We start from the raw sequence: 2,941 nt of genomic DNA, 5'->3' as shown, positions 1-2,941 counted from the left end.
ACCTAATATCTTCTCAGTATCAGATGAGTAACTTTCATCTTAAAGGGTTTTGTTCTTTAGACAGAGCCAATTTATAATTTTGCGCGTTTATACCTAACAGAATAAAGTAAGGTATAAAAACATGATTCTCCAAAAACTACTCAATCAAAAGCACTGGCGTCATAAATAATTGTTATCATATCGACTCTTTATCACTTACTAGTCTCCATTTTTATCCGTTTTACGATCATTTACTGTATCAAGAGGTTTGTTTTGTCTACTGAGCATCATTCTCAATCTGCGGCGCACTCATTATCATCTATGTACAAAGTCTTTGCTGCAATAGCATTAGCGCTAACGATGTTATTCACTTTGGCGTTGCCTACTGCGGCGGGGGCTGCAGACAGTGGCATGCTCAGCGTTGATACGCCTCAAGAGGAGGCGCGTTCCCCGATACCAGATGCTTTTGGCCGTGATACGCCGCGGCTGACGGTACAAGGGTTTATTGGCGCACTGAGTCAAAACGATTTTTTGCTGGCAAGCAACTACCTCAATCTATCCAAATCTGATAATCCAACGACTATGGTACGCCAGTTTAAACAAGCATTAGACAGCGGCGGCCGGTTTTTACCAGACTTGCAGATTAGCAATGTCCCCGAGGGCAATCTGACAGACCAGCTGCCACCAAGCCAAGAAAAAGTCGGTACGATCAATATTAATGATAAAAGCGTACCGCTGATGCTTGAGCGAGTAGTATCAGACAAAGGCAAGCAATACTGGCAGTTCTCCGCAGATACGCTAAGCTCGATACCTGAGGTGTTAGAGGATACTGAGCCGACACTGATATCACAATATAGTTTTGAGTCTTTAGAAGATGAGCAATTATTTGGCTATCAGCTTGCAGATTTGGCCGCTGCAATCATACTGGTTATAGGTAGTTTTTTGCTGACTTATATCGTGGTATGGGTGCTTTATCATTTGTTGAGACTAGCCTATCCACGCGTGCGCGGTATACCGCTACCAATGCCTGACAAAGTAATACTGCCATTATCTATCGTCATTATGTCGATGATATTGTCAGAGGTCATGATTTACGCAGGTGTCTCAGTGACCCTTCGTGAGCCGATTAACCGTTTCACTGAGGTCGCCTCTTGGCTTGCGGTTACGTGGCTGCTATTACGTATTATCGATGCCATCTTTACCCGTGCGGTCAATCTAAGCTATAGAAAGAATCACACAGAGCGCGTCTCCATCTTAGGACTGCTACGCAAAGTGGTCAAAGCGCTGCTGCTGATATTTGCAGTCATCGTCATCTTTGGCAATTTAGGTTTTGATCTAACTACAGGTATCGCCGCTTTAGGTGTGGGTGGTTTGGCGCTAGCCCTTGGCGCACAAAAGACGATAGAGAACCTCGTTGGTAGTGTGGTAGTGGTGGCGGATTCGCCAGTACGTATCGGCGATTATTGCAAATTTGGCGATCAAGAAGGCACCGTCATCGATATCGGCATTCGCTCATCGCGAGTGCGTACGTTGAACCGCACAGTAGTCACTGTGCCTAATGGCGATTTTTCATCGATGCAAATTGAGAACTTTACCTCACGCGATATGTTCCACTTTTTGCATAATTTATATATTAAGCGCAACGCCGATATCGATGTCGTATTCAAAATGGTCAAAGACTTAGACAGCTTTTTGAATGAGCATGAATTGACCAACAAAGAATGGAACCAAGCTAATATTTTAGAGCTACGTCAAGACTGCTACATTATTCAATTGCGTGGTTATGTCAACTCTGTCGACGTTATCGAGTTTTATGGTAAGCAAGATATCTTGCTCGTTGATATCCTAAATCTGGTCAAAAAGTATAAGGTCGAGCACGCGCTACCTACTCAGCAGTTAATCGTGCATCAAGAAGAGCTAGAACAACAGTTTGAAAGCAACAACGATGACGAGACTGTTGAAGCTATAGATACTGATAAGAATAGTAAAGAACCAAACCAATTGCCTGATGAAAAAACAGTAGATACTGATTTAAGTGTAAGCAGCTCAGCAGATACGGATAAAAGCTTGAATACCGTATCTAACAGTAAACCCAGTCATCATAGAAACAAGCAACTGACGGCATTTAAACTAGCCAAACGCAAATTTAAGCGTGCGCACAAAATACCGACACTGTCCATGTGGAATCAGCCTTGGCATAAGCCTTAGTTGTTTTCGTACAAAGGTAATGCGCAAACCTAATTATCAGCTAGGAGCGACTTAAACAGGCACCGCAGTTTTATCACGCAACCAGCCATAATGTGCCCACAGCAGCAAGCTGGCAGCGCTGCGATAGGGTGACCATTCTTGACTCAGTGTTTGCAGCTGTTTGGGCGTTGGTCGCTCTACTAATTCTAGAGGCGTCATTGCCGACACTCGAATCGCTAAGTCATCAACAGCGAGCACATCAGCGCGTCCTAGAGAGAATAGTAAATACATCTGGGCCGTCCAGCGACCAATGCCTACCACAGTGGTCAAGGTTTTGATGACCTCTTCATCGGGCAAGGTTTTTAAAGTCTTAAAATCTATATCATGCTCAGCTAAAGAGCGTACATAACGGATTTTTTGTCGAGACAGTCCTTGGGCACGCAGTAATTCATCGTCTGCTGCTAGTATAGCTTGCGGTGTGGTCAATTGAGTATCTACTAGTCGCTGCCAGATACTACTAGCCGCTGCTACCGATAGCTGCTGACCGACTATCGCGCGCATTAATTGCTCAAAGCCTCCATCATTACGTCTTAAGCTCGGCACGCCAACGGCGCTATACATAGGCGCAAATCTAGGTTCAATATTAATCAAAGCCTCGATATGAGCTTGTAGTGTTGCTAAATTTTCAATCGTCTCTATAGTCATAAGCTTATCTTTAACCTCGCTAAATCCTTACCTCATAATATAAAAAAGGACCGCTTAGAGCAGTCCTTTT

At 43.9% G+C, this 2,941-nt stretch carries 2 protein-coding genes; one reads left to right on the top strand and one right to left on the bottom strand.

Features of this window, described 5'->3' with window-relative positions:
- The first annotated feature begins 252 nt into the window (after positions 1-252).
- Positions 253-2,187, top strand: coding sequence for a mechanosensitive ion channel family protein (locus ACTXGO_RS11900; RefSeq protein WP_443574669.1), 1,935 nt, complete (start codon positions 253-255; stop codon positions 2,185-2,187).
- Between the two features lie 51 nt (positions 2,188-2,238).
- On the opposite strand, the gene ACTXGO_RS11895 is transcribed toward ACTXGO_RS11900, so the two are convergent.
- A complete protein-coding gene (locus tag ACTXGO_RS11895; RefSeq protein ID WP_443542297.1) occupies positions 2,239-2,871 on the bottom strand; it encodes a DNA-3-methyladenine glycosylase family protein in 633 nt (210 codons plus the stop codon).
- Positions 2,872-2,941 lie beyond the last annotated feature (70 nt).

It is taken from the genome of Psychrobacter sp. T6-1 (assembly GCF_052258445.1).
This window is presented reverse-complemented; position numbering and strand designations above follow the sequence as displayed.